The sequence below is a fragment of the Psychromicrobium xiongbiense genome (assembly GCF_030271165.1).
In the GTDB taxonomy this organism is placed as follows: Bacteria; Actinomycetota; Actinomycetes; order Actinomycetales; family Micrococcaceae; genus Renibacterium; species Renibacterium xiongbiense.
In genome coordinates this window covers 214,604-238,233 of sequence record NZ_JASSZH010000024.1, presented here as the reverse complement: position 1 = coordinate 238,233, position 23,630 = coordinate 214,604, and the positions used below count along the sequence as shown (strand labels likewise).

At 65.6% G+C, this 23,630-nt stretch carries 25 protein-coding genes; 9 read left to right on the top strand and 16 right to left on the bottom strand.

Annotated elements, in window-relative coordinates:
• Nucleotides 1-14 precede the first annotated feature (14 nt).
• Complete coding sequence (locus QQM37_RS10400) at nucleotides 15-578, bottom strand: hypothetical protein (protein ID WP_285727215.1); 564 nt, start codon at nucleotides 576-578, stop codon at nucleotides 15-17.
• Nucleotides 579-639: 61 nt separating this feature from the next.
• Nucleotides 640-1,182, bottom strand: a complete 543-nt coding sequence (locus QQM37_RS10395; RefSeq protein ID WP_285727213.1) for an NUDIX hydrolase family protein — start codon at nucleotides 1,180-1,182, stop codon at nucleotides 640-642.
• On the opposite strand from QQM37_RS10395, the gene QQM37_RS10390 reads away from it, so the two are divergent.
• Nucleotides 1,169-2,104 (top strand): LysR substrate-binding domain-containing protein, encoded by a 936-nt coding sequence (locus QQM37_RS10390; protein ID WP_285727211.1) that lies wholly within the window; start codon nucleotides 1,169-1,171, stop codon nucleotides 2,102-2,104. The genes QQM37_RS10395 and QQM37_RS10390 overlap by 14 nt on opposite strands.
• Nucleotides 2,105-2,202: 98 nt before the next feature.
• Here the strand turns inward: QQM37_RS10390 and QQM37_RS10385 are convergent, their stop codons facing one another.
• The 6 genes from QQM37_RS10385 to QQM37_RS10360 all read right to left on the bottom strand — a co-directional run bounded on the left by QQM37_RS10385 (nucleotide 2,203) and on the right by QQM37_RS10360 (nucleotide 8,768).
• Nucleotides 2,203-4,587 (bottom strand): FdhF/YdeP family oxidoreductase, encoded by a 2,385-nt coding sequence (locus QQM37_RS10385; RefSeq protein ID WP_285727209.1) that lies wholly within the window; start codon nucleotides 4,585-4,587, stop codon nucleotides 2,203-2,205.
• A gap of 107 nt (nucleotides 4,588-4,694) precedes the next feature.
• Nucleotides 4,695-5,567 carry a formate dehydrogenase accessory sulfurtransferase FdhD gene (fdhD, locus tag QQM37_RS10380; protein ID WP_285727207.1) on the bottom strand — a complete coding sequence of 291 codons (873 nt, stop codon included), beginning with the start codon at nucleotides 5,565-5,567 and terminating at the stop codon, nucleotides 4,695-4,697.
• A 9-nt stretch (nucleotides 5,568-5,576) separates the two neighbouring features.
• The gene (locus QQM37_RS10375) at nucleotides 5,577-6,749 is read right to left on the bottom strand and encodes a sulfate/molybdate ABC transporter ATP-binding protein (protein WP_285727205.1); all 1,173 of its coding nucleotides are present in this window, start codon (nucleotides 6,747-6,749) and stop codon (nucleotides 5,577-5,579) included.
• Complete coding sequence (locus QQM37_RS10370) at nucleotides 6,746-7,534, bottom strand: ABC transporter permease (RefSeq protein WP_285727204.1); 789 nt, start codon at nucleotides 7,532-7,534, stop codon at nucleotides 6,746-6,748. The genes QQM37_RS10375 and QQM37_RS10370 overlap by 4 nt, the downstream gene beginning before the upstream one ends.
• Nucleotides 7,531-8,367: a molybdate ABC transporter substrate-binding protein gene (modA, locus tag QQM37_RS10365; protein WP_285727202.1), complete on the bottom strand. Its 837-nt coding sequence runs from the start codon at nucleotides 8,365-8,367 to the stop codon at nucleotides 7,531-7,533. The genes QQM37_RS10370 and modA overlap by 4 nt, the downstream gene beginning before the upstream one ends.
• Nucleotides 8,364-8,768, bottom strand: a complete 405-nt coding sequence (locus QQM37_RS10360; RefSeq protein ID WP_285727200.1) for a TOBE domain-containing protein — start codon at nucleotides 8,766-8,768, stop codon at nucleotides 8,364-8,366. Before QQM37_RS10360 ends, modA begins: the two co-directional genes overlap by 4 nt.
• A gap of 160 nt (nucleotides 8,769-8,928) precedes the next feature.
• Between QQM37_RS10360 and QQM37_RS10355 the strand changes: the two genes are divergently transcribed.
• From QQM37_RS10355 to QQM37_RS10335, 5 genes are all read left to right on the top strand, one after another.
• Nucleotides 8,929-9,960 carry a hypothetical protein gene (locus QQM37_RS10355; RefSeq protein ID WP_285727198.1) on the top strand — a complete coding sequence of 344 codons (1,032 nt, stop codon included), beginning with the start codon at nucleotides 8,929-8,931 and terminating at the stop codon, nucleotides 9,958-9,960.
• Between the two features lie 170 nt (nucleotides 9,961-10,130).
• On the top strand, nucleotides 10,131-11,336 hold the full coding sequence (locus QQM37_RS10350) for a molybdopterin molybdotransferase MoeA (RefSeq protein WP_285727196.1): 1,206 nt from the start codon (nucleotides 10,131-10,133) through the stop codon (nucleotides 11,334-11,336).
• Complete coding sequence (gene moaC, locus QQM37_RS10345) at nucleotides 11,333-11,821, top strand: cyclic pyranopterin monophosphate synthase MoaC (RefSeq protein ID WP_285727194.1); 489 nt, start codon at nucleotides 11,333-11,335, stop codon at nucleotides 11,819-11,821. The genes QQM37_RS10350 and moaC overlap by 4 nt, the downstream gene beginning before the upstream one ends.
• Nucleotides 11,818-12,831 carry an NTP transferase domain-containing protein gene (locus QQM37_RS10340; protein ID WP_285727192.1) on the top strand — a complete coding sequence of 338 codons (1,014 nt, stop codon included), beginning with the start codon at nucleotides 11,818-11,820 and terminating at the stop codon, nucleotides 12,829-12,831. Before moaC ends, QQM37_RS10340 begins: the two co-directional genes overlap by 4 nt.
• On the top strand, nucleotides 12,828-13,064 hold the full coding sequence (locus QQM37_RS10335) for a MoaD/ThiS family protein (RefSeq protein ID WP_285727191.1): 237 nt from the start codon (nucleotides 12,828-12,830) through the stop codon (nucleotides 13,062-13,064). Before QQM37_RS10340 ends, QQM37_RS10335 begins: the two co-directional genes overlap by 4 nt.
• A gap of 84 nt (nucleotides 13,065-13,148) precedes the next feature.
• Here QQM37_RS10335 and moaA read toward each other — a convergent pair whose 3' ends face one another.
• The 8 genes from moaA to QQM37_RS10300 form a co-directional block, all read right to left on the bottom strand.
• The gene (gene moaA, locus QQM37_RS10330) at nucleotides 13,149-14,156 is read right to left on the bottom strand and encodes a GTP 3',8-cyclase MoaA (protein WP_285727189.1); all 1,008 of its coding nucleotides are present in this window, start codon (nucleotides 14,154-14,156) and stop codon (nucleotides 13,149-13,151) included.
• Nucleotides 14,153-14,581, bottom strand: coding sequence for a molybdenum cofactor biosynthesis protein MoaE (locus QQM37_RS10325; RefSeq protein WP_285727188.1), 429 nt, complete (start codon nucleotides 14,579-14,581; stop codon nucleotides 14,153-14,155). The genes moaA and QQM37_RS10325 overlap by 4 nt, the downstream gene beginning before the upstream one ends.
• Nucleotides 14,582-14,822: 241 nt before the next feature.
• Nucleotides 14,823-14,936 carry an MFS transporter small subunit gene (locus tag QQM37_RS14535; RefSeq protein WP_420030156.1) on the bottom strand — a complete coding sequence of 38 codons (114 nt, stop codon included), beginning with the start codon at nucleotides 14,934-14,936 and terminating at the stop codon, nucleotides 14,823-14,825.
• Nucleotides 14,937-14,977: 41 nt separating this feature from the next.
• The gene (locus tag QQM37_RS10320; protein WP_285727186.1) at nucleotides 14,978-16,348 is read right to left on the bottom strand and encodes an L-lactate MFS transporter; all 1,371 of its coding nucleotides are present in this window, start codon (nucleotides 16,346-16,348) and stop codon (nucleotides 14,978-14,980) included.
• 148 nt (nucleotides 16,349-16,496) lie between these two features.
• Nucleotides 16,497-17,246, bottom strand: a complete 750-nt coding sequence (locus tag QQM37_RS10315) for a FadR/GntR family transcriptional regulator (RefSeq protein WP_285727184.1) — start codon at nucleotides 17,244-17,246, stop codon at nucleotides 16,497-16,499.
• A gap of 63 nt (nucleotides 17,247-17,309) precedes the next feature.
• Complete coding sequence (locus tag QQM37_RS10310; RefSeq protein WP_285727183.1) at nucleotides 17,310-18,185, bottom strand: carbohydrate ABC transporter permease; 876 nt, start codon at nucleotides 18,183-18,185, stop codon at nucleotides 17,310-17,312.
• Complete coding sequence (locus QQM37_RS10305) at nucleotides 18,175-19,134, bottom strand: carbohydrate ABC transporter permease (RefSeq protein ID WP_285727181.1); 960 nt, start codon at nucleotides 19,132-19,134, stop codon at nucleotides 18,175-18,177. Before QQM37_RS10305 ends, QQM37_RS10310 begins: the two co-directional genes overlap by 11 nt.
• Nucleotides 19,135-20,385 (bottom strand): ABC transporter substrate-binding protein, encoded by a 1,251-nt coding sequence (locus tag QQM37_RS10300; RefSeq protein WP_285727179.1) that lies wholly within the window; start codon nucleotides 20,383-20,385, stop codon nucleotides 19,135-19,137. It lies immediately after the preceding gene.
• A gap of 371 nt (nucleotides 20,386-20,756) precedes the next feature.
• Between QQM37_RS10300 and QQM37_RS10295 the strand changes: the two genes are divergently transcribed.
• From QQM37_RS10295 to QQM37_RS10285, 3 genes are all read left to right on the top strand, one after another.
• On the top strand, nucleotides 20,757-22,133 hold the full coding sequence (locus QQM37_RS10295) for an alpha-L-fucosidase (RefSeq protein WP_285727177.1): 1,377 nt from the start codon (nucleotides 20,757-20,759) through the stop codon (nucleotides 22,131-22,133).
• 34 nt (nucleotides 22,134-22,167) lie between these two features.
• Nucleotides 22,168-23,238, top strand: a complete 1,071-nt coding sequence (locus QQM37_RS10290) for an enolase C-terminal domain-like protein (protein WP_285727175.1) — start codon at nucleotides 22,168-22,170, stop codon at nucleotides 23,236-23,238.
• Between the two features lie 61 nt (nucleotides 23,239-23,299).
• Nucleotides 23,300-23,623, top strand: a complete 324-nt coding sequence (locus tag QQM37_RS10285; protein ID WP_285727173.1) for an L-rhamnose mutarotase — start codon at nucleotides 23,300-23,302, stop codon at nucleotides 23,621-23,623.
• The last annotated feature ends 7 nt before the right edge of the window (nucleotides 23,624-23,630 follow it).

The window sequence follows — 23,630 nt, the reverse complement described above, 5'->3', positions numbered from 1 at the left end:
CCGTCCAGGGGAATTCAGGCCGGAAGAAGCAGTGCCGACATGTCGGCGGTGATGATCGACTCCGGGGGAGCTTGAGTTCCCATTGCCAGCCAAAGAATCATTCGATCGCCGAGTCGGCAGGCGACCCCGACGCCGTGATCGACTCTCAAAGCCCATCCCTCATGGTGATGCCCATCGATGCTGAGGGACGTCACCTGGCCGCGTGCCTGTTCGGCAGCGAATCGTGCGGCTTGCCCTTCAGCGCTTCCGATCTTGCGGTTCACCAATTCTGCGAGTTGATGAGCCAGAGCATCCAACAGAACGCTGGCGTTCAGGTCGTCAGTATCAGCGGGTTTGATCGTAAGAATGTACTCCGAGGCTTCCGATCCTTTGCCCTGGCCGTGTTTCTGGACACAGTGCGCAACAACTGTTGCACCGTAAGGGGTGTCGATGGGGCCCTGTACCGACCCCCGCCCGACCCGAGATGATGTTGGCCAAACGCCGTATCGCCCAAACTTGAGCGAACGGATGTTGTGTGCCGCGCGGCGTGTTCTGGCTTGTTCTTCTGGCTCGTTCATCTTGCCCGATGTTTCACCCATGCCAATATTGTGCACCCATCATTCACACGATAGGCCAGGCGGCCGCGACCGCTCAGTGTCCTCAGGAGCCGCTGACCCCCGCATAAGCCAAGGCCATGCGCACCAACTCGCCGCGGCCGCCATCGAACTCTGACTGAACGGCTGGGCTGAGGACCTCGCGGGGAGTCATCCAGGTCAGCTCCAGGGCATCCTGACGGGGACTGCACTCGCCGGTCACCGGAACCACATAGACCAGCGCGATGGCGTGCTGGCGCTCATCGGTGAACCCGGTCTGCGAGGGGGAGGGGAAGTACTCGGCCACCGTGAACGGCACCGGGCTCAGCGGAAGCTGGGGCAACGCCAATGGCCCGAGGTCCTTTTCGAGGTGCCGCAGCAGGGCAGCCCGGACCGTTTCGCGGTAGTGGATCCGGCCGGAGACCAAGGTGCGGATCATCGACGCTTCGGCATCGGCGCGTAGCAGCAGCCCGATCTCCGAGACGTACCCCAGCGGGTCCAGCCGGACCGGAACGGCCTCGACGTAGACGATGGGCAGCCGATTACGGGCTTCATACAGGTCATCATCGGAGAGCCAGCCGGGGTAAGGATCAGGAGTGCGAACAGCCATGGTTCAGTTCTACCCGATTCCGGGCGTTTCGCGAACCAGCCTCACCCTCGCGGGGTACCGCGCACCCCGCTCCCGCAATGTCGACTTCGTCGCCACAGCGGGGCCCTCGCGGGGTACGCTTAGCCGGGTGTTGCGCGTTGCGTTCGTTCCGGGAATCAGCCCGGACAAATGGTTCCGCCGCTGGGCGGAGAGATTCCCCCAGTGGCCGCTCCAACCACTGCCGATTCCGCTGGCCGATCAGCGCAGCGTCCTGATCGAGGGGCGCGCGGATCTATGCCTGGTCCGCATCCCGGACACCCCGGCGGCCCACGACTTTCGCGGCGGCCTACACGTGATTCCGCTGTACGGGGAGGATGCCGTCGTCGTGGTTCCGGCCGGTCACGAGGCCACGGCCTTCGATGCGCTGAGCCTGGCGGATCTGGAGGGCGAGGATATCCTTCCGGCCGCTCAGAACGGGCTGGTGTTCGATGCCGCCGCCCTGGAGCAGGTTCTGGACCTGGTCGAGGCGGGGGGCGGGGTGGTCCTGGTGCCGCTGTCCCTGGCTCGACTGCATGCCCGCAAAGCCTTGCGGCACCGCCCGGTGGAGGATGCGCCGCAGCATCCCGTCGGGCTGGCCTGGCTGGTCGACCCGGTGGAACGCGCAGAACCCGCTGAAGGCGAGGATGCTGCGTCGGATCCGGAACCCGTCAACCCGCTGACCGAGGCCGAACGTGAGGCCCTGATTGAGGAGTTCATCGGCATCGTGCGCGGGCGGACCGCACAGAGCTCCCGGGGCCAGCTGGCGGCGCAGACCCAGGGAACTGAGAAAAAGGCAGCTGGCCGCAAGGGCAGGACTCCGGAGCCGGCATCGAGGTCAAGGCAGGGAACGCCCCGTCAGAAGGCCAAGCCCAGCAGATCATCACACAAGCGCCGCGGACGCTGAAACCAGCAGAAGGACAGTAGGACAACAACAGCAAAGGCTGGCACCCCTCCGGAATCCGGATCGGTGCCAGCCTTGTGCGCTGAAGCAGCTAACGGACCTCAGGCAACCTGCCGCTGGCTGGCGGGAGCCACCGTCACCTTGACGTTCTTCATCAGCGGCTGGTCGCTCTGCGTGCTGTAGTCGGCGATGCCGATCAGCAGGTTCATCTCCGGCATATAGCCCGCCGCACTGCCGCGCGGCAGGTTGTAGGGCAGTGCCACGTAGTCCTGCACCTGCCGGTGAGTCCCGTCCTTGGAGGTGGAGACGATGTCGACCAGATCACCTTCACTGATGCCGCGCTCCGCCATGTCATCGCGGTGCATGAAGATCAGTTCCCGCAGATTCTTCACGCCACGGTAGCGGTCATTGTTCGAGTAGATCGTGGTGTTCCACTGATCGTGCGAGCGCATGGTCTGCAGGATCAGAGTGTCGGAATTCTCCGGGATGACATTGGGCAGCGGTGCCAGCGAGAACTCGGCCCGGCCCGAGGGCGTGAGGAAGGCGCGCTCGCGGGCGGGCTGTGGAATCCGGAAGCCGAGCGGCTGGCGGACCAGCTCGTTGAAGCCCTCAAAACCGGGGAGCACCCGCGCCATGATGTCGCGAATCCGGTCGTAGTCAGCCACGTAGTCTTCCCACGGGGTGGCGCTCTCCGGCAGGGTGGCACGGGCCATCCCGGCGATGATCGCAGGCTCGGAGCGCAACTGCTCCGAGGCGGGGCGGCGCTTGCCGGTGGAGAGGTGCACCATGGACATGGCGTCCTCCACGGTGACGCCCTGCATGCCGGTCAGCTGCATGTCCCGCTCGGTGCGGCCCAGGCAGGGCATGATCAGCGCCAGCTCGCCGTGCACCAGGTGGCTGCGGTTGAGCTTGGTGCTCACCTGCACCGTGAGCCGACACTTGTTCAGGCCCTGCGCCGTGTACGGGGTGTCCGGGGCTGCCAGCACAAAGTTTCCACCCATGCCGACAAACACGCGCACATCCCCGGAATGCATGCCCTTGATCGTGGTAACCGTGTCCAGGCCATGGTGGCGCGGCGGGTCGATGTGGCATTCGCGGGCCAGGGCGTCCAGGAACGCAGGCTTGGGCCGGTGGTCGATGCCGCAGGTGCGGTTGCCCTGAACGTTGCTGTGACCGCGTACGGGGGACGGCCCTGCGCCGGGGCGGCCGATGTTCCCGCGCAACAGCAGCAGGTTGACGATCTCCCGAGCCGTGTCCACGCCGTGCTCATGCTGAGTCACGCCCAGGCACCAGCTGATGATCGAACGCTCGGAGTCCAGGTAAATCTGCGCGACGGCGCGCAGCTGCTCTTCGGACAGGCCGGACTGTTCCACGAGGTCAGCCCACGGTGTCGCCTCCACCAGGGCGCGGTACTCGTCCAGTCCCAGCGTGGAATCGGCCAGGAAGGTCGCGTCCAGCACCGTCGGGTCGGTCTCCGAGGCCTCAAAGACGGCCTTCGACATCGCCCGCAGAAGGGCCAGGTCGCCGCCGGGGCGCACCTGGAGGTTCATCGTGCTGGTCGGCGTGGTCTTGAACAGCGCCATATCCACGATGTCGTGCGGGACAATGGTGCGAGTGGCGCCAGCCTCGATGAGCGGGTTGATGTGCACCACCTGGGCGCCGCGCTTGCAGGCCTCGGAGAGTGCGGTCAGCATGCGCGGTGCGTTGGAGGCGGCGTTGACACCCAGCACGAACAGGGCGTCGGTGTGCTCCCAGTCGTCCAGATCTGCGGTGCCCTTGCCGGTGCCGATCGACGCCGTCAGCGCACGCCCGGAGGCCTCATGGCACATGTTGGAGCAGTCCGGCAGGTTGTTGGTGCCGAATTCGCGGGCCAAGAGTTGGTAGAGGAAGGTGGCCTCATTGCTGAGCCGGCCGGAGGTGTAGAAGGCGGCCTGATCGGCGCTGTCCAGGGCGCGCAGTTCCTGGCCGACCAGGGCGTAGGCATCCTCCCAGGAGATCGGCTCGTAGTGATCCGTCTGCGGGTTGTAGACCATGGGCTCGGTGAGTCGGCCTTCGTTTTCGAGATCGAAATCGGTCCATCCGGCCAGTTCGGTCACCGAGTGCTTGGCGAAGAATTCGGAGGTGACTTTCTTGCCGGTCATCTCCCAGGAGACGTGCTTGATGCCGTTCTCGCAGATGTCCAGAACCAGGCCCTTGTTGTCATCCGGCCAGGCACACCCGGGGCAGTCGAAGCCGTTGCGCGGGTGGTTCATGGTGAACATGCCCTTGCCTGCCGGAATCATGGTCCGCTCGCGCAACAGCACCTTGCTGACGGACATAGCCGCACCCCAGCCGGCCGCCGGGTGATGGTACGGCGCGGAGAAGGTGTACGGATGATCGGTATCCGGACCATACCCACCCTGTCGTGGCAACTTTGCGAGAAGGCCGACGGCGGACAACGGCGAGGGTTGCTCGGCCGCGAGGTCTGCGGTGCTGTGGGGATCCATGATGGGCTCCATTCGGGTGGTGCTGATTACTACTGATTCAGATTGTCATCCACACTCGCCCCAAGGCAATCGTAGCGCCAAAGAAACTTATGCGGGCGGGGCGGCTCTCAGCCCGGAACGGTGCTGGGCGTCAGTAGGCTGGGGACGAGAATGCGTTCGGGGCGGGTGTAGACGTTCATCGAACTGCCGCGGACGAAGCCGAGCAGAGTCAGGCCGGACTCCGCTGCCAGCTCCACGGCCAGTGAGGACGGTGCGGAGACGGCGGAGAGCACCGGGATCCCCGCCATCACGGCTTTCTGGACCAGTTCAAAGCTGGCCCGGCCGGAGACCTGCAGGACGGTGCGGCGCAGTGGAAGGAGACCCTGCTGAGCCGCCCAGCCCACCACCTTGTCCACGGCGTTGTGCCGGCCGACGTCCTCGCGGATCACCAGCATCTCGGCGGTCTCCGCATCGAAGAGCGCCGCCGCGTGCAGTCCACCGGTTTTTTCGAACACGTCCTGGCGGGCGCGCAACTGATCGGGGAAGGAGAGCACGGTCTCTGCCCCGATGCGCGTCTCATCCTCGGCCAGTTGGAAGGAGGAGACGGTCCGCACGGCGTCAATGCTGGCCTTACCGCAGACTCCGCAGGAACTGGTGGTGTAGAAATTCCGGGACAGCGTGGATTCCGGCAGCTGGACTCCGGGAGCGAGCGCCACATCCAGAACGTTGTAGGTGTTCGCCTGACCACCCGGGCCGGTGCCGGGGCCTCCGCAGTGGATGGCTGCCCGCACGTCCTCACCCGAGGAGATGATGCCTTCTGAGACGAAGAAGCCCGTGGCCAGTTCGACGTCGTGGCCGGGAGTGCGCATGGTGACGGCCAGCGGCCTGCCGGCCACGCGGATTTCCAGAGGCTCTTCCACCGCCAGGGCATCGGCACGACGGTTCGGCTCATAGCCGAGCCGAATTCGGGTCACAGGTCTGTTCACGGTAATACGCCCCATGGTTTCAGCCTACGCCGCCAGCGGCTGTGCTGCCGCTGTGATCACCCGCACATTCCTCGGCTGGAGCCACACTCGGGCACCGGGCTCGGGAAGACTGCCACCGCAGGCGCGGATCGCCGTGGCCAATTCCACCTCAGCCACCAGGCCGTTCGTGGCACCGAGCCGCAGACTCCCCGCCCGGACCTCCACCGTTTCAAGGGTCGAGGCCAGGGCTCCGGACGCCGGCGCCGAATGCAGCAGCACCTCGCGGGGCGCGGCAATTCCCAGTCCGGGAGCCCCCGGAGTCGGTGCGGCCAGGGGGTCGAGCTCCGGGCGGGCCGCGATCTGCTGGCCCTCCACCCGGAGGACCCCTTCCTCTGGGCCTGTTCCGGGTGAGTACATGCCCTCAAGGACTGCGAAACCCGCGAGTACGGCTGTGAACCGGGTGCGTGGCGCCTCGGCCAGCGCTGCCGGGGTGGTGCGCTCCACGACCCGGCCGGCATCGAGCACCAGACACTCCTGGGCCAGCTGCCAGGCGTCGGAGAGACTGTGCGTCACCAGCACTGCCGTGGTTCCGGTGCGCTGGAGCTCACGAGCCAGCAGCGCGCGGACCTTCGGGGTGGAGTCGGCATCGAGGGCCGCGAAAGGCTCGTCGAGGAGGATGGTCTGTGGCCCGGCGGCAAAGGCGCGCGCGAGTGCTACCCGCTGCTGCTGACCGCCGGAGAGCTGATGGGGCTTGTCCCGGGACCGATCCGCCAGGCCGATCCGCTCCAGCCAGAGCGAAGCCAGCGCCCGCGCCCGGCCACGCTCCATGCCGCGGGCACGAGGGCCGAAGGCGATGTTGTCGACCAGCGTGAGGTGAGGGAAGAGCAGCGGGCGCTGTTCCATCAGCGTTACCTGACGGTCTGCGGCGGGAACGGCCCGGAGGCCTGGGCCGTCCAGCAGGCGCTCCTGTGTGCCTTCGCCGAGCCGGACGGAACCGGAATTCAGGCTGCCCTGACGCCCGGCGGAGTGCGTCAGAGAGCCGGCGATGGCGGCCAGTACCGTCGACTTGCCCGCACCGTTCGGTCCAAGAATCGCCAGGCAACGGCCCGCCGGGACGTCGAGATCCGCCTCCAGCGAGAACTCCTGGCGCTGGACCCGCACCTCGGCACGGAGCCGGGCACCCAGGGGGGCTTGCTGCCTGAGGTCCAGCGCACTCATCGCACCGCATCCTCACGCCAGGAGCGCAGGCCGCCGACCACGACGGCGGCGCTGACCAGCAGAAGCAGCGACAGTGCTAACGCCGAATCCTGACTCACCCCGACACCGTTGAACGCGGTGTAAATGGCCAGCGGCATGGTGCGGGTCACCCCGGCCGCGTTCCCGGCGAAGAGCGCCGTCGCCCCGAATTCACCCAGGGCGCGAGCGAAGGCCAGCACCGTCCCGGCGACCAGCCCGGGCAGGATCAGCGGGATGGTCACCTGGGTGAGCACACGCCATCGTCCGGCACCGAGGGAGGCCGCGACGCGCTCATGCCCTTCTCCGGAGGTGCGTAGCGAGCCTTCCAGGCTGATCACCAGAAAGGGCAGCGCGACGAAGGCCTGAGCGACGACGACGCCCGCGGTCGTGTACGGCAGGCTGAACCCGGTGCTCTCAAAGAGTGGCTTGCCGATCAGGCCGGAGCGGCCCAGTAGCGAGAGCAGCGCCAGGCCGCCCACCATGGGCGGTAGCACGAGCGGCACCAGGACCAGGGTGCGCAGGATCGCGGCGAGGCGGCCAGAGGCGCGGGCCATCACGATGGCCAGCGGCAGTCCGAGGATCAGACAGACCACCGTGGAACAGGCGGCAGTGGCGAAGGAGAGCCAGAGCGCGGTGAGCGCCGCGGGGGAGAAGAGGTCCTGGCCCAGCGTCTGCCAGTTGACGCGGGTGATCATGCCGAGCAGCGGCAGCACCAGGAGCGCCAGGCCGAGCAGGGCGACCACACGCAGCCAGCGGGGCAGGATCACGGTGCGCCGAAGCCCGCGTTCTGGAGGATCTTCTGCCCATCGTCGGAGAGGAGGAAGTCCTCGAAGGCGCGGGCGCCCTCGGGCGAATGTGCCTTGGAGCTCACGGCCACGGGGTACTTGTTGATGGCGACTTTCGCATTGGGCGGCGTCACGCCCTCGAGTTTGCCACCCGAGGCTTTCACATCGGTGGAGTAGACCAGCCCGGCATCGGCCTCACCCCCGGAGACCCGGGCGACGACGCTGGTCACGTTGGTCTCCTCGCTGACCGGCTTCACGGCGACGTTGGCATCTTTGAGCAGCTTCTGGGCGGCCTGACCGCAGGGCACCTCCGCCGCGCACAACACCACGCTGACGCCCGGTTTCGCCAGATCGGCCAGGGTCTGCAGGTGCCTGGGGTTGCCCGGAGCCACCGCGATCTGGAGTGTGTTGGTGGCGAAGATCTTCCCGCTGTCCGTCAGCCCGGTCTTGGTGACCGGGTCCAGGCTCGCCTGGGAGGCGAAGGCCAGCACGTCCACACTGGCACCATCGATCGCCTGGGTGGCCAGGGCCTGGGAGCCGTCATAGACGATCGGCGCCACCTTGTACTGCGGGTTCCGGGCAGTGAAGGCCGTCGCGACGTCGTCGAGCGGGCCCTTCAGCGAGGCGGCCGCGAAGATGATCACGGTCTGCTGGGGCGCGGTGCTGCTCGCCACGGGCTGGGTGCTCCCGGCGTTTCCGGCGGAGCAGCCCGCCACCGCGGCGACGGCGATCAGGGACAGGGCTGCAGCCAGGACCCCGCGACGCCCGAGGGGCTTCCGGCTGGGCTGTTGCTGCTGCGTGCGGGTGAATTTCACAGGGTCTCCCGGGGTGTTTCGATGATGACGGTGGTCGCTTTCACCACGGCGGTGGCCAGAGAGCCGACCTCCAGACCCAGTTCTCTGACTGCCTCCGTGGACATCAGGGACACCACGCGATGTGGGCCGCACTGCATTTCCACCTGAGCCATCACGGTGTCGAGCGTGATTTTGGTGACGAGTCCCACGAAACGGTTGCGGGCGCTGGAGCCGCGGTGCACCGGATCCCCGGCGGTGGGCGCTGTCTCCACGAGGTAGCGGGCAAGGTCGCTGCCGGCCACGATTGTGCGGCCCGCGGCATCTGTGCCAGCAGGCAGGGTCCCGGCGTCGATCCAGCGGCGCACGGTGTCATCGCTGACCCCTAACAGGGGCGCAGCCTCACTGATCCGGAAGGTCGTCATCCCTTAAGTAAACCTCAGGTTCCGCAAATGCGGAGAAAAACCTCTATCTGTAGATCATTTGAGGAGTTGTTCCACCCCGGTTGCATCCAGTGTGCAGTGTTGCAGGGTCATTTTCACGTATACCCTGCAACACTGCACACTCAACGCGCATGATGGGACCATGACACGCAAAGTCGATCTGCCGGCATCACTCGCCATGGCCTCCTTCACTCTGGCTGAGGCGCGCGCCGCCGGAGTCAGCCGGGGGCGCCTCTCCGCCCGGGATCTGCGCTCGCCGAGCCAGGGCATCTTCATTCCGGTAGGGGCGGATCAGAGCCTCGCCCAACGGTTGCGCCCCTATGCGGCACTGTCTCCGCAGCTCGTGTTCAGCCACGTCACGGCGGCCCGGCTGCACGGCTTCCCGTTACCCCGTGCGCTCGAGGAGGAGGGGCTGGTGCACCTCAGTGGCCCCGGGCATCCGATGCGACGACGTCACGTGCGGAGGCACCGCAGTGCGGTCAGTGCTGAGGAAGTCGTGATGGTCGATGCCGTCCCGGTCACCAGCCTGGCCAGGACCTGGTGTGATCTCGCCTCACTGGTCCGTCCGGCATCGGGTGCACCGTCCGGGGGTGCCTGGTCCGGGGGTGACTGGTCCGGCCTGCGCGCCGGCTTCACGGCGGATGATCTGGTGGCCTGCGCCGACTGGCTGATCAGCGAGAACCGGCGCGGATTCCGGGAACGCACCGCCCGGCTGAGCGCCGAGGAGCTGCGTAGCTATGTGGCCGGCCGCACCCGGGTCCGCGGGTTGTCTGCTGCCCGGGCGGCGGTGGCTGCAATGCGCCCCGGGGTCGATTCACCGCGGGAGACCAGGCTGCGCCTCATGCTGGCGCGGGCCGGATTCAGCGGATTTGTGCCGAACGTGCCGATCGAGGGCGAGCCCGGGGAGCTGCCCGTCTGGGTGGATCTGGGCTGGCGGGAGGCGCGGATCTGCTGTGAATACGAGGGCGGGCACCACGCAACGCCCGATCAGCAGATCTCGGACCGGCGCCGGGACGCCCTGGTGGCGGAGCGCGGCTGGACGATGGTCAAGGTGTACGCGCGGGATATGGCGCTGGGACCGGACTGGGTGAGCGGGCTTGTTCGGCAGGTGCTGCCGATGCTGGAGTCCGGGGCGCCAGAAAAGTTCAGCCCAGACTCGCTGAAGTCCCGTTGAGTGTGCAGTGTTGCAGGGTCATCCTCGCATACACCCTGCAACACTGCACACTCAACGGGACCTGGTGATGGCGGCAGGATTTGCTGGCGGATGGGGAAGCCTCAAGAACCCCGATAGCATAGATCTATGCCTTTCCGAGTAGTGATGGACCATGCCATCGAGGACCTCGCATGATCACTCCGGGGGAGCACCTCAGCCGCATTCTGGCTGCCGCGCAGCCGCTTCCGGCTCAGCGGTTGCCGCTGACCCAGGCCCGTGGTCTGGTCACCGCCCGGGAGGTCACCAGCCGCTGGCCCATTCCGCTCTTCGACAACTCCGCCATGGACGGCTACGCCGTGCGCCGCGCGGATGCCGTTCCGGGGGCCCGGCTACGACTGGTGGCAGACCTGCCGGCGGGAACTGATGCGGACCCACACCTCGGTCCGGGCGAGGCAGCCCGGATCATGACCGGTGCGCCGGTCCCGGGCGATGCCGACGCCATCGTGCCGCTGGAACAGACCGAGCTGGGCACCACGGTGGAGGCGGGAATGCCCAAGTCGATCACGGTGCTCACCGCCCCCGCGCCTGGCGCACACATTCGCCGCCAGGGCGAAGATGCACCGGCCGGGACGGTGACGGTGCCCGCGGGCATCGAGCTGGGGCCCTGGCAGCTTTCCTCCGTGGCCTCCGCGGGCCATGACCAGCTCTGGGTGCATCGCAGCCCGCGGGTCGCCGTGATCTCCACCGGCTCCGAACTCGTCCCGCCCGCGGCCACACCGCGTCGTGGCCAGATCCCCGAATCCAACTCGGTGCTGCTCTCCGCAGCGCTGGCCGGTGCCGGTGCCGGTGCCGACGTCGTCGACGTGAGCTGGGTGCCCGATGACGAGGCGGCGCTGCGTGCGCACCTGGCCACCCTGGCAGTGGATGCGGTAATCCTCTCCGGCGGAGCCAGCGTCGGAGCCTTCGACGTCGTCAAAGCCGTCCTCTCCTCCCTGGGCATCCTCTTTGACCGGGTGGCGATGCAACCCGGCAAGCCCCAGGGTTTCGGCGTGCTGCCCGACGGGACTTTGGCCTTCTGCCTGCCTGGGAATCCGGTGGCGGTGGCGGTCTCCTTCGAGATGTTCGTCCGCCCCGCGCTGCGCGCGCTGGCTGGTCACACCCAGGTGGAGCGTCCCCGCGTGACGCGGACCGCCTCCGTTGGCTGGGGCTGCCCGCCGCATCGCATGCAGGTGCTTCCGGCCGTCATCGACGAGACGTTTGTCCGGCCCGCCACCTCCGGTGGTAGCGGCTCACATCTGGTCAGTTCGCTGGCCAAGGCACACGCCCTTGCCCTCATCCCCGCCGAGACGGAGCGGGTCCACGAAGGAGAAACGATTACCGTGATGGTGCTTTCATGACCCAGCCTGAATCAGTGCAGCCGTTCACCCATCTGGATGCGGCGGGCCAGGCCCGCATGGTGGACGTGACAGAGAAGACGCCCACGGTGCGCAGCGCCACGGCCCGTGGCTCGGTGCTCTGCAGCCCGCAGATCATTGCGGCCCTGAAGGACGGCAGCACGCCCAAGGGCGATGTTCTCGCGGTGGCGCGCATCGCCGGTATCCAGGGTGCCAAGCGCACCGCCGAGCTGCTTCCGCTGGCTCACGTCATTGGCGTGCACGGCGCCACCGTGGACCTGATCATCACCGATCACGGCGTGGAGATCGAGGCGACCGTCCGCACCGCAGATCGCACCGGGGTGGAGATGGAGGCGCTCACTGCCGTCTCCGTGGCCGCCCTGGCCGTGGTGGATATGGTCAAGGGGCTGGACAAGTCGGTGGCGATCGAGCGCATCGAGCTGCTGGCCAAAACCGGCGGCAAGAGCGGGGACTGGGTGCGGCCGTGAGCCCTCTGCCGCCGGAAGCTGCCTCAGCAGGAGCAGCCGATGCCGGAGCGGCCGATGCCGCCGGGGGCGTCGTGCTGGCCGGTGGCCGGGGTTCCCGGCTGGGTGGCGCGGATAAGGCGGCGCTGCCGATTGATGGCCGGGCCCTGGTGGATTACGCCCTGGATGCTCTGGCGGGCTGTTCGCCGCTGATCGCCGTCGGGCCGGACTCGGTGCGACGCCCCGGCGTCCGGGTGGTCCGCGAGGATCCGCCCTTCGGTGGTCCGGTCGCCGCGCTCGCCGCAGCGCTGCTGGCTCTGGAGGACATCGTGGCACCTCCGGAAGGCCTCTGGATTCTGGCCTGTGATCTGCCCCGGGCAGGCGGCATCGTGCGTAGCTTACGGGGGGCGCTGCAGGCTCAACCGTTGAGCGCCGGGGAGGATGGGGCGATTCTGCAGGACCGGAATGGCCGTGATCAGTGGCTCGCCGGGCTGTACCGGCTGGAATCGCTCCGCGAAGCATTTGCACGGCTGGCCGGGACGGCACGGCTGACTGGCACAGATTTCCCTGGAACCCAGCCCCAGACGTCCTTCGACGGCGTCCCGTTCCGCCGACTCGTCGCGGGCCTGCGACTGCGCACCGTGGCGGATCAGCACGGCGACGCCGTGGACCTGGACACCTGGGACGACGTTCACGCCTATACGGGCGCCGCCAGGAAAGAGCACACTATTGATGGAAAGGACACGCGAATGTACAACGAACCGCCGCCTTCACTGAAGATCTGGATCGAGGATCTTGCCCCGGCCCTGGGTCTGGACCCGGCCGCCGTCCCGGCTCAGATGCTGCTGGATGTCACGCGGGATGCCGCCCACACCGTCACCCGGCCGGCCGGCCCGATCACTACCTACCTGATGGGCCTGGCCGTCGCCGCCGGTGCCGACCCGGAGGAGGCCGCGGTCACCGTGCGTGCCCGCATCGAGGCCTGGCGGGCAGCCCATCCCCAGGAGGATGCCCAGGAGAAGGGCAGCCGGTGAACATCCGGTTCTTCGCCGGGGCAGCCGATGCCGCAGGGACGCAGGAACAGCAGCTGGCCGGGCCGATGACGCTCGGGGCGCTGCGTGCCGCACTGACGCACGCCCACGGGCCGGAGTTTGCGCGTGTGCTGGGCCGCTGTTCCCTGATGGTCGATGGCGTACGCGCCGGTGATGAGGCCTGGATCGACGAGTCGGCGACGGTGGACGTGCTGCCGCCCTTTGCGGGCGGCTGAGCGCTGATAGACGGCTGAGCTGCCCACGCTTCAGCGGCGGGGCGGCTCCGGGTGCCGAGCAGCCGTGAGCCCGGTGAGCGCGCCTTAGCCGCCGATGGCGGACATCGGACGGTCCGGCTGCAGGAAGCCCGGATCGTCGATGCCGTGTCCGGCACGCTTGCCGGAAATCGTGGCGCGCAGCATGGCAGCTATATCCTCATCACTGCCGCCGGAGCGCAGCAGGGTGAGCAGATCTGATTCCTCCCGGGCAAACAGGCAGTTGCGCAACTGCCCGTCCGCTGTGAGCCGGACCCGGTCGCAGGCGCCACAGAACGGCGCAGTGACCGAGGCGATCACGCCCACGGTGGTGGGGCCGCCATCGACCGTGAAGACCTCTGCCGGGCTGGAACCGCGCTCACCCACGGGCTCCAGAGTGAACTCCGCCTGGAGCTTCTCCAGGATTTCATGGCCCTGGACCATGGTCACGCGGGACCAGATGTGCCCGGCATCGAGCGGCATCTGTTCGATGAAGCGCAGTTGAGCCTCGTGCTCCTGGGCAAAGCGCAACAGATCGCAGAACTCATCGTCATTGACTCCGCGCATGGCGACGGCATTGATTTTCAGCGGGCGCAGGCCTGAATCCCGTGCTGCCTGAATTCCGGCGAGCACATCCTCGAACTTTTCCCGTCGGGTGAGCTCGGCAAATCGCGCCGGATTGACCGTGTCGAGGCTGATGTTCAGCCGCTGCAGACCGGCCTCTTTGAGCTGATCCATCACCCGGTCAAGGCGGATGCCGTTGGTGGTCATCGAGATGCGCAGTGGGCCTTCCGGGCCTTCGATCCGGCTCAGTCGGGCCACCACGTCCACGATGTCGCGGCGCAGCAACGGTTCACCGCCGGTCAGGCGGATCTCCACGAAGCCCAGGCGCGCCAGCACCGAAGCCACGCGCTCGATCTCATCGGTGGTGAGCAGGTTTTCCTTGGCCAGCCAGGGCAGACCTTCGGGGGGCATGCAGTAGCTGCAGCGCAGATTGCACTTATCGGTCAGCGAGATGCGCAGATCCCGGTGGACTCGCCCGAACTTGTCCACCACCGGGCCATCCCAGACGGTCATGTCGCCAGACTCCCCAGGCCTACCCAGGAGGCGGTGCCATCCACTTCCACCTGTTTTTTCCACACCGGAAGTTCTGCCTTGACGCGTTCCACGAGGGCACGGCTGACCTCGAAGGCGTCCGCACGGTGCGCAGAAGACACGGCACAGACAATCGCTTCCTCACCCACGGACAGCGAGCCGATGCGGTGCGAGACGGCGATGCGCAGCCCGGGGCCGTCGGCCTCTGCGGCAAGGCGCGCCAGCGTGGCGGCGGCATCCGGGTGGGCGCTGTATTCCAGGGTGACCACGGTGCCGGTTGCCTCGGGATCGTGATCGCGCACCGTGCCCAGGAACAGGGCGGTGGCACCCGATTCGGCGGAGGCTACGGCGGCCAGGTGCTCAGCGACGCTCAACCGGGAGTCACTGATGTTCGTCAGGACTATCACGGCTGCTCACCTCCCGGCATCAGCTTGGCTCCCATTTTCAGCTGGGGCAGGCCGCACCCGACCACTGGCTTCCACTCCATATCTTTCACTGTAGTCCCCGTCGGCGAGGAGCACTCGTCGACTCCGCAGAGGCCCGGCGGGGAGAGGATTCCGCCAGTATCTGCGGAGCATGGGCGGAATTCAGCAGAAACGAGCGGGAGTAAGCCAAATGTTGGTCATCTAGGTGTTGCGGGGTAGGGATTCAGTGCCCTGTGAAGAGCGCGGGTACTGTGCTTAAGGTCACAAACAGACCAAAGAGCAGTGGTGCTCCGACTAGTACCCAGGCGACCACCAGTTTCACGCGTGCAACGTTCATGGGAATGCTTCCTTTCAGGCGAAGTTTGTCGGGCAAGCGCCTCAGGCGGAGGTGACAGTGACCTTGCTGGCGCTGGCGGGTTCAAAGAACCGTGAACTGACCGGGCGGATCAGCAGATTGGCCACAAATCCGACCGCCAGAATGCAGATCATCGTGATGAACGCCGGGTGGTAAGAATCGGCGGTCAGCGGCTTGCCGCTCGCGTGTGCGCTGTCCAGGAAGCCGTTCACGATCAGCGGGCCGACGACGCCGGCAACAGACCAGGCCGTCAGCAGGCGGCCGTGGATGGCGCCCACCTGGTAGGTGCCGAACAGATCCCGCAGATAGGCCGGTGCTGTGGCGAAACCGCCGCCATAGAAACTGATGATCACCAGGGCGAAGAGCACGAACAGGGCAGGGCTCGTTGCGCCGAAGAGTGTCAGCAGAACGTAGATGATCGCCCCGATGCCCAGATAGATCATGTACATGCGTTTGCGGCCAACGGTGTCGGAGGCGCTGGACCAGCCCAGGCGGCCCAGCATATTGCCCAGCGAGAGGAAGCCGACAAAGCCCGCAGCGGCGGCCGCGGTCACCACGCCGGCGCTTCCCTTGGGGAAGAAGTCCTGGATCATCGGAGAGGCCTCTTCCAGGATGCCGATGCCCGCCGTGATGTTGCAGAACAGTGCGACCCACAGCAGCCAGAACTGGGGGGTCTTGATGGCGTTATTGGCGGAGACGTTGGCCGTGGTGATCAAGGCCTTGGCTTTGACCGTGGCGGGGTTGAATCCCTGTGGCTTCCATCCGTCGGCAGGGACCCGGATCAGCCAGGAGCCGAAGAGCATATACAGGAAGTACACGATGCCGAGGGTGATGAAGAGCTTGCCGACTGCTGAGCCCGGATCGTTGCCGGACGGATCATAGAATTTCATCAGGTTGGCCTCCACCGGGCTGGCAATCAGTGCGCCACCGCCGAAGCCCATGATCGCCAGGCCGGTGGCCACACCCGGGTGGTCCGGGAACCACTTCATCAGCGTGGAAACAGGGGAGATGTACCCGATGCCCAGGCCGATGCCGCCGATGACGCCGTACCCCAGGTAGAGCAGCCAGAGCTGGTGGCTGAAAATGCCGATCGCGCCGACCATGAAGCCGGAGGCCCAGAAACAGGCTGCGGTGAACATGGCCTTGCGCGGACCATTTTTGTCCACCCAGGTCCCCATGATGGCGGAGGAGAGCCCGAGCATCACGATGGCAATGGAGAAGATGATGCCGACGGAGGTCTGATCAACGCCGAAGTATTTGACCAGAGAGGTCTTATAGACGCTGGTCGCGTAGGCCTGTCCGATGCAGAGGTGCACGGCAAGGGCTGCAGGAGGGATCAGCCATCGGTTGAATCCGGGGCGGGCAACAATTCGTTCTCGGGACAACCAACTCATGCGCTCTCCTTTGAGTCTTTCGCCTTCAGTGCATCGGGTGCTGCGGGAAGCGATCAGCTGCCCAACATTAGTACATTAGTATGAACGCCCCGAGTATACGAATGATCCCACGAAGACGTACAGCGTGGGAGTCTGACGCGCGGGTATCTCAGGCCAGGTCGGGAGTCCCCATGGACTGCAGGATTGCGGTGATCCGGGACAGATACTGGCTCTTGGCGATCTCAATATGTTCCAGGCTCAAGGCCAGGGCCGCGTCCGAATCTCCGCGTGCAATCGCCTCAGCGATGCGATCATGCTGCTGGGCGGCATCGACCATGGAACCGCTGGCCGAATCATGCAGGCCAATGTGCAGCACATCCTTTTTGAGCCCGTTGATCGCGGTGGCCGCCCCGGCGATGAACATATTTCCGCTGGCGGCTGCGATGCTGTCGTGGAAGTGCTGGTCGGCGCTGCGGAACTGGGCAAAGTCGCCGCTGGCCGCGGCCTCCGAGCTCAGCCGGGCATAGTCCTTGATCGCGGTGATCCTGGGCGGGGTGGCCCGCACCGCGGCCAGTTGTGCCGCCTGCCCCTCAATCAGGGCGCGGTATTCGAAGAGCTGGCGGACCTGGCCGGGATCTGAGGGCAGAAAGATTGCATCCGGCTGCAGAACGCTCGTCGAATCGGGCTCGGCTACGAAGAGCCCGGCGCGTTTGCGGACGGAGATCTTGCCCACGGCAAAGAGTACCTTGACCGCTTCCCGGGCCACCGCGTGGCTGACTCCGATAATTTCGGCCAGCTGGCGCTCTGTCGGGAGGCGATCACCCACCTTGAGCTCATGCGCCTGGATGTATTCGAGGATCTTCTGAGTGGCGATCTGGTAGCCGGGCCTGTAGGGCGTCGCTTCCGGCGGGTTTGACACAGTGGGTCCTTTCGCCGCTCACTCGTCGGGTCTGGAGCTCCGGGGTTTCCTCATGGTAGATGACTAGCGACCGCCCAGGCCACTTGTCAGCAGGCCCTTGGTGAGGTTGCGTTGGATCGCGATGGCGAGCAGTGCGGTGGGCAGCATGGAGACCAGGCTCCCGGCCATGACCAGATTCCATTGGGTTCCCTGATCGGAGGTGAAGAACGCCAGGCCCAACGGAACGGTGGCCATGGTCTTCACGTCGGTGGTGATGATCAGCGGCCAGAGGAAGGAATTCCAGTAATTCAGGAAGGTGAAGACAGCGAGCACCGACAGGGTGGGCCGGGCAAAGGGCAGCATGATGGACCAGAAGATCCGGAGGGTGCCAGCGCCATCGACCCGTGCTGCGTCGTCGATCTCGCGCGGAACGGTCAGGAAGAACTGTCGCAGCAGGAAAGTGCCGAAGGCTCCGAAGGCAAAGGGCAGCACCAGGCCCTGGTAGCTGTTGACCCAGTGGAACTGCACCGCGAGCAGGAACAGGGGCACCACGAACAGCTCACCCGGGATCATCATGGTGGCCAGATAGCCCAGGAAGATCTTGTCCCGGGCCCAGAACTGCAGGCGGGCGAAGGCGAAGGCCGCCAGGGCAGAGACGATCAGCACGACGACGGTACCCAGGGCCGCCACGATCAGGCTGTTGAGCATGTAACGGCCAAAGGGCTGCTCGGTGAAGACTTTGACGAAGTTGTCCCACTGGAGAGAGGAGCCGATGACGGTCAGCGGCACCGTCAGTTCCTCACCGCTGGGTTTGAGCGCGGTCAGAATGGCGTAGAGGAACGGCACCAGAAACAGTGCGGTGATGATCCAGAGGACGGTCTGCGAGATGGCCTTTCCAGCTTTCCTCCTGGTGTGATTCCTTGTCGCCTGACCCCTTCTGACCTGGCTGTTAGCTGTCATAGTTGACGTTCCTCCGCTGGACGAGCCCCTGGATCGCTGTGAAGATGATGATGACGAAGAACAGGACCCACCCGGCAGCCGAGGCATAGCCGAAGTCCAGTTCAGTGAACGCCTTCTGGAAGATGAACATCACGACGGTCATCGTGGCCTCACCCGGCCCGCCCCCGGTCAGAACGTAGGCCTGAGCAAAGACCTGGAAGGCATGGATGGTCGTGATGATCACCACGAAGAACAGCGAAGGGCTGATCATCGGGAGCACGATAGCCCGGAAGCGAGTGAGAGCCCCCGCACCATCGATTTCCGCTGCTTCCAGCTGGCTTTCCGGGACGGCATCGATCGCGGCGCCGAGGATGAGCATGTTGTATCCCAGCGACTGCCATACGCTGACCACGATCAGGCTGGTCATCGCCCAGGAGCCGGTGCCCAGGAAATTGGGGGCACCACTCCCGGCGAGCCCGGAAAACAGGCCGCCCGGGGTGAGCATGAGCTTCCAGACGATCATATTGGCCACAATCGGGGTGGCGAAGGGCAGAAAGTAAAGGATGCGGAAGATCGGCTTCTGTCGCTTCTGGGCGGCGATCCAGGCCGCCATCGCGAGTGAGAGGATCACCACCGCAGGGACGAAAGCGGCCACGTAGACGGTGGTGTTCAGTGCCGCCGTCCGGAAGCCCTCGTCCTGGAACAGCCGGGCGTAGTTATCAAAGCCGACGAAGGTGGCCGCGCCGCCCAGCTGCCAGTTCATCACACTGAGCACCAGGGACCAGAGCAGGGGCACGACGATGAAGATCAGCACCCCGATCAGGGAGGGCGTGAGGAACAGCCAGCCGATATTCCCGTGCCCACTGGTCCCGCGCCGTCGTCGCCGATCACTGTTGCTGACTCGCGCATTGCCGGTGCCCGCCTGTCCGGGACCGAGGGCTCGACCCCGGACAGGATGCGCTGTGGTCATTTAGCCGACCTTTTTCTGGATGGCGTCCAGTGCGCTGGCTGCACCGTTGGGGCCATTGGCAATCTGGGGTGCGTACTGGCCCAGCAGCTGGGTGCCGACGTTCCAGTTGGCCTTCTTCGGTGCGGGCATCGGCCGGGCGGCATCGAAGGAGGCGGCGAAGACGCTCTTATTGAAGCCGGTGTTGCCGAACCAGTTGTCCTGGGCAGAAATCAGGGCGGGGAAAGCACCAAACTTGCCCATCACGGCCTGGAAATCCGGGGCGACGGCGGCTTTGATCGCATCAAAAGCCGCCTGTGGGTTGGGGCAGCTCTTAGCGATCGAGAAGCCGGAGCCATTGGTGTAGGTCAGGTTTCCCTGGGAGCCGGCAGGAATCTGGGCCACCTGTGGGGAGAACTTGGTCTTACCTTTGACCGCCTGGAAGTCCCAGGGGCCACCGATCATCATGGCCGCATTGCCGTTGATGAAGTTCTGTTGAGCGGCAGCTGTGGCGGTGGCCTGGGAGGCGCCGCTCAGCGGCGCCGAATAGCCGTTCTTGACAATCAGGTCTGCCCAGTTCTGAATGCCCTGGCTGAAGTCCGGTGAGGTGAGCTGCCAGGCACCGTTGGTGTCCACAGGCGTCCCGCCGGTGCTGTTGAGTGCCAGGCTGAGCATCTCGATGTCTTCGGCACCAAGTGCGAGTCCGAATTTTCCGTTCCCGGTCAGGCTCTTCGCTGCCGTCAGGAAATCCTTCATCGCCCAGCCGGCTGTGGGTTCGGGGACGCCGGCAGCCTTGAACATCTCTGGGTTGTAGTAGACGACGGCCGGGCCGAGGTCGGTGGGGATGCCGTACTGGGTGCCATTGAATTTCATATTGTCCATGGCAGTCTTCTGGAAGGCCCCGGTATCCAGCTTGCTGGACTTGATCAGGTCATCCAGCGGCAGCAGGGAAGAGACGTAGCCCGCCATGCGGGGATCCTGGAGCCGGACAATGCAGCCGGCCTGCCCTGCGGCGAGGAGGGTTCCGATCTTCTCGTTGTAGGAGTCGAAGGTGGAGAAGTGCGTGTTGACCGTGACGCCAGCGGTGTTGTTGGCCTGTGTGGCCAGGGTGTTCCAGCGGTCCTGGTCTGCGGTGCTACCGGCCCAGGTCTGAAGGTCGACGGTCTTGGAGGAGGTGTCCGGAGAGGAACTGCCGCCACAGGCGGTGAGTGTTACGGCGGCAAGGGCCAGAATGGCGGCCGTCGACGTAGCGTGGGCGATAAGTCTGGATCGCATTCAAAAACCTCACTGTACTCGGTGGTGGCATGTCCTCACGGCGGGTGCGTGCAACTTCCAGCGACATGTTTTATTGATGATAGGTACCATGTGTTGCTTGGTCAATAGATATTTAGATGCTAACTAATAATGACGACGGTGGCGTGCAGGTCGAGGGTTTGGCTGGGGATTATGTCGGTTCGTCCCCGAATTAGCGGGCGCTTGCAGACGAACTGACGGAATTTCGGCGTCATGCAACGTCCGCCCCGTTGAAGAAGAGTGAAGTCTTTTATCGAAACATCTTGGCAAGGAGTGGCCTATTAGATAGCATCCAATCCACCATCGTTGTCATGTGTTATCACCGAGCTCGTCACGTCTACCTGAGGAATGGCATGTCCGCTTCACCCGGAGAAACCCTGACCGCCCACAACATTGGGGCGTTCTTTCACTATGGCCCGGCCACCTACCTTGGCCAGCGCCCCTGGGACTTTGATCCACAGGAGGCCGGGACGGGTGTTTATGCACCTCCCGGAGGCCTCCCGGATACGGACCAGTGGATCCGCGCCGCCCGGCTGATCAATGCCGGATACGCTGTGCTCACCACCAAGCATCACGACGGCTTTTCGCTCTGGCCCTCCGCTGCGTCATCGTACGGGGTGCAGGAACCGGGGGCCGATGTGGTCCGTGCCTTCGTCGACTCCTGCCGCGCTCAGGGCGTTGCGCCGGTGCTGTACTACGCCTGGCATGACCGTTACCACGAGGGCGGCGACAGCCACCTCCTGCCCGGGCAGGATCGCTTCTCCGCGAGATATGTTCAACTGGTCAAGGACCAGCTGGCTGAACTGCTGACCTCTTATGGGGAGATCGCAGGCGTCTGGCTGGATGTGGGGCCGCGCAACGAGGGGCGGATCAACGAACTCAACGATTTCATTCACTCGATCTCCCCGAACACGGCCTTCATGCCCAATATCAAGCCGTACGACGGCGAGGGGACCTACGACGTCGGCATCTACGAGGACGCGCTGCACGGATCTTTCCCGAACCCGGTCGGCGAACCGAGCGAATGGGCCGTCACGATCGTTCAGGATGGCGGCAACGACTGGGGCTGGTGGCAGTTCAGCGACCTGAGCGTGCCCTCCACGAGTGCCGAGGAAATCGTCGCCTGCCTGGTGCGCGGCCAGCAGCACAATGTTGCGGTGAACCTCAACATTCCGCCTGGACCGAATGGGCGCGTCCCCGAAGGAACCATCCGCCTGTTGGAAGAGGTTCGCACGCTCACGCAGGGCTCGGCCGATGCCGCCCGGGTCATTCATCCGGTCATCTCCCGGAGCGATAACCCGCTGGTTTTCAGTGGCGAGGGCTGGGACTCGGACCAGCAGAGCATCAATGACAGCGCGCAGGCCGGGCACCAGTTTGGCCGGGCGCGCAGCTTCAGCTCACAGATCGGCGATGCCGTGGAGCTCACCTTCGCGGGCAGGCTGGACGAGGTGTACTTTGCCGGCGGTCCGGACCATGGCTTTGCCGAGATCTCGCTCGACGGCGAGCTGCTGGACACGGTGAACCTATGGCGGAGCCAGCCAACCGGCCATCTGCCCTGGCGGCCGGCTGTGCCCTTGCCGGCGTCACCGCCCGCCGCGTCATCGCCCGCCGCGTCATCGCCCGTTGGCGAGCACCTGCTGAGGATCTCCGTGGCCGATCCCGCTAGCCGTGGCCGGGTCCGTGGTGAGGGGACCACCGTGTCGATCACGGGATTTGTGGTCCGGCCCTGAACCGGCCACGGCACTGCGTAACGAGGAACATCAGATGAAAATTGTCGATATTCGCCTGCAGAGCGCGGTCCTCCCGGCGGAAAACCCCGCCTTCAGATGGCGCAGGGGCCTGCCCGGCTCTGAGCCGGAGGTGCTGGGTGGCCGATTGCAGGTGGTGACCGAAGACGGGCTGGTGGGTGAGGCAGAGACACGCCGGGGTGTCATCGTGCAGGATCTCATTGAGCGGGTCTTCAAGCCGAACCTCTTGGGCGAGGATGCGGACCAGCGGGAGTATCTCTGGCATCGGGTCTGGGATCTGGACCGGCGGGAGTCGCTGCCGGCCTACGCGCTGGGCCTGGTCGATGTGGCGCTGTGGGATCTCGCGGGAAAGCGTGCCGGTCTGCCGGTCGCCACGCTGCTGGGTGGGTATCGGCAGACCATCCCGGCCTACGCCAGCCTGGTCACCTACGCCACCATCGACGAATACCTCGACGTCGCCAGCCAGAGCCTGGCCCACGGGTTCACGGCACTGAAAATCCACGCCTGGGGATCAGCCCGGGCGGACAGTGAACTGATCCGGGAACTCCGTGCGCACGTGGGCGACGACGTACCGCTGATGTACGACGGCTCGGCCGGTTTTGATCTGGCCGATGCCGTCACGGTGGGCCGGGCGCTGAGTGAGAGCAATTTCCTCTGGTATGAGGAGCCTATGCTGGAGACCAGCGTTCGCGCCTACGGTGCCCTGGCGCGCCAGATCAGCGTTCCGGTGCTGGTGGGAGAGACCGCGGGCGGAGTGCATCACACGCTGGCCGACTATCTCTGTGCAGGAGACGTGCGCTATGTGCGCACCGGAACGCACCTCAAGGGTGGCCTGACCGGCGCGTTGAGAATATCGCACCTGGCCGATGCCTTCCGGGTCCGGGCGGAAGTGCACGGCGGCGGCGCGGCCAATGAGCAACTCTGCATGGCCGTGCCGAACAACACCTACTTCGAATGCAGGGTCAGCGGGAACCCCATCGTGCTGGGGGCGCCGATCGGTCCGGATGGGCTGCTCCATGCCCGGACGGCTCCAGGGATGGGCTACGGAGAACTGCCCAGCCCGGAGACCCGTGAAGTGCTGCTCTGATGGAGCGTGTCAGTGACCTTCTCAGTGATCGTGTCAGTGATCGTCTCAGGGGAAGCCGTTAATGGAACGCCGCGCCAATATTGTCCGGCTGCGGCCGGGCATGGAGGGAAGATACCGGGAGTTGCACGCCGCCGTCTGGCCGGAGGTGCGGGCCGCCATGGAGCGGGCACAGATGACCAACTACACCATCTTCTACCGTGACGGCCTGCTGGTGAGCTACTTCGAGTACACCGGAACCGACTTTGAACGGGACCGCGAGGTAATGGCCGCGCAACCGGAAGTCCAGCGCTGGTGGGCCCTCACCGCCCCGTGCCAGGAGCGCCTTGAGACGGCCGGCCGCGGGCAGTTATGGGTTCCTGCGGAGGAGCTCTTTCACCTGGACTGAGCTGCTG

Coding starts and splice junctions, on each gene's coding strand:
- moaC (WP_285727194.1), top strand. CDS start 11,333: ATGACCCAGCCTGAATCAGTGCAGCCGTTCACCCATCTGGATGCGGCG.
- QQM37_RS10285 (WP_285727173.1), top strand. CDS start 23,300: ATGGAACGCCGCGCCAATATTGTCCGGCTGCGGCCGGGCATGGAGGGA.
- fdhD (WP_285727207.1), bottom strand. CDS start 5,567: ATGGGGCGTATTACCGTGAACAGACCTGTGACCCGAATTCGGCTCGGC.
- QQM37_RS10375 (WP_285727205.1), bottom strand. CDS start 6,749: ATGAGTGCGCTGGACCTCAGGCAGCAAGCCCCCCTGGGTGCCCGGCTC.
- QQM37_RS10400 (WP_285727215.1), bottom strand. CDS start 578: ATGGGTGAAACATCGGGCAAGATGAACGAGCCAGAAGAACAAGCCAGA.
- QQM37_RS10395 (WP_285727213.1), bottom strand. CDS start 1,182: ATGGCTGTTCGCACTCCTGATCCTTACCCCGGCTGGCTCTCCGATGAT.
- QQM37_RS10310 (WP_285727183.1), bottom strand. CDS start 18,185: ATGACAGCTAACAGCCAGGTCAGAAGGGGTCAGGCGACAAGGAATCAC.
- QQM37_RS10295 (WP_285727177.1), top strand. CDS start 20,757: ATGTCCGCTTCACCCGGAGAAACCCTGACCGCCCACAACATTGGGGCG.
- QQM37_RS10355 (WP_285727198.1), top strand. CDS start 8,929: ATGACACGCAAAGTCGATCTGCCGGCATCACTCGCCATGGCCTCCTTC.
- QQM37_RS10300 (WP_285727179.1), bottom strand. CDS start 20,385: ATGCGATCCAGACTTATCGCCCACGCTACGTCGACGGCCGCCATTCTG.
- QQM37_RS10385 (WP_285727209.1), bottom strand. CDS start 4,587: ATGGATCCCCACAGCACCGCAGACCTCGCGGCCGAGCAACCCTCGCCG.
- QQM37_RS10350 (WP_285727196.1), top strand. CDS start 10,131: ATGATCACTCCGGGGGAGCACCTCAGCCGCATTCTGGCTGCCGCGCAG.
- QQM37_RS14535 (WP_420030156.1), bottom strand. CDS start 14,936: ATGAACGTTGCACGCGTGAAACTGGTGGTCGCCTGGGTACTAGTCGGA.
- QQM37_RS10305 (WP_285727181.1), bottom strand. CDS start 19,134: ATGACCACAGCGCATCCTGTCCGGGGTCGAGCCCTCGGTCCCGGACAG.
- QQM37_RS10360 (WP_285727200.1), bottom strand. CDS start 8,768: ATGACGACCTTCCGGATCAGTGAGGCTGCGCCCCTGTTAGGGGTCAGC.
- QQM37_RS10320 (WP_285727186.1), bottom strand. CDS start 16,348: ATGAGTTGGTTGTCCCGAGAACGAATTGTTGCCCGCCCCGGATTCAAC.
- moaA (WP_285727189.1), bottom strand. CDS start 14,156: ATGACCGTCTGGGATGGCCCGGTGGTGGACAAGTTCGGGCGAGTCCAC.
- QQM37_RS10290 (WP_285727175.1), top strand. CDS start 22,168: ATGAAAATTGTCGATATTCGCCTGCAGAGCGCGGTCCTCCCGGCGGAA.